The organism is Bacillus sp. SIMBA_074 (genome assembly GCF_046534555.1).
GTDB classification, from domain to species: domain Bacteria; phylum Bacillota; class Bacilli; order Bacillales; family Bacillaceae_G; genus Bacillus_A; species Bacillus_A mycoides.
This window is the reverse complement of record NZ_JAWRYM010001315.1, coordinates 1-232: the sequence shown is the minus strand read 5'-3', so window position 1 is coordinate 232 and position 232 is coordinate 1. Positions and strand designations below refer to the sequence as shown.

At 33.2% G+C, this 232-nt stretch carries 1 protein-coding gene; it reads left to right on the top strand.

Annotation, left to right across the window (positions count from 1 at the left end; translation table 11 throughout):
• Positions 1 to 117 precede the first annotated feature (117 nt).
• The coding region (locus tag SB773_RS34965; protein ID WP_410595177.1) for a glyceraldehyde 3-phosphate dehydrogenase NAD-binding domain-containing protein at positions 118 to 232 on the top strand (115 nt) is incomplete at its 3' end.

The following is a 232-nucleotide window of genomic DNA, read 5'->3' as shown; positions in this document are numbered from 1 at the left end:
GTTGAAAAAATAAAACAATCCGCATTTTTATTAGCACAATTCCAATGAATTATGTTATACTAATTACATGTGAGAGGTAATAAGTATAACATTAATATTTTCAGGAGGGTCCGAACAATGAATTCAAGAATAGCAATTAACGGATTTGGGAGAATTGGAAGAATGGTTTTCCGAAAGGCCATATTAGATGAGAGTTTGGACATTGTTGCCATTAATGCAAGCTATCCTGCTG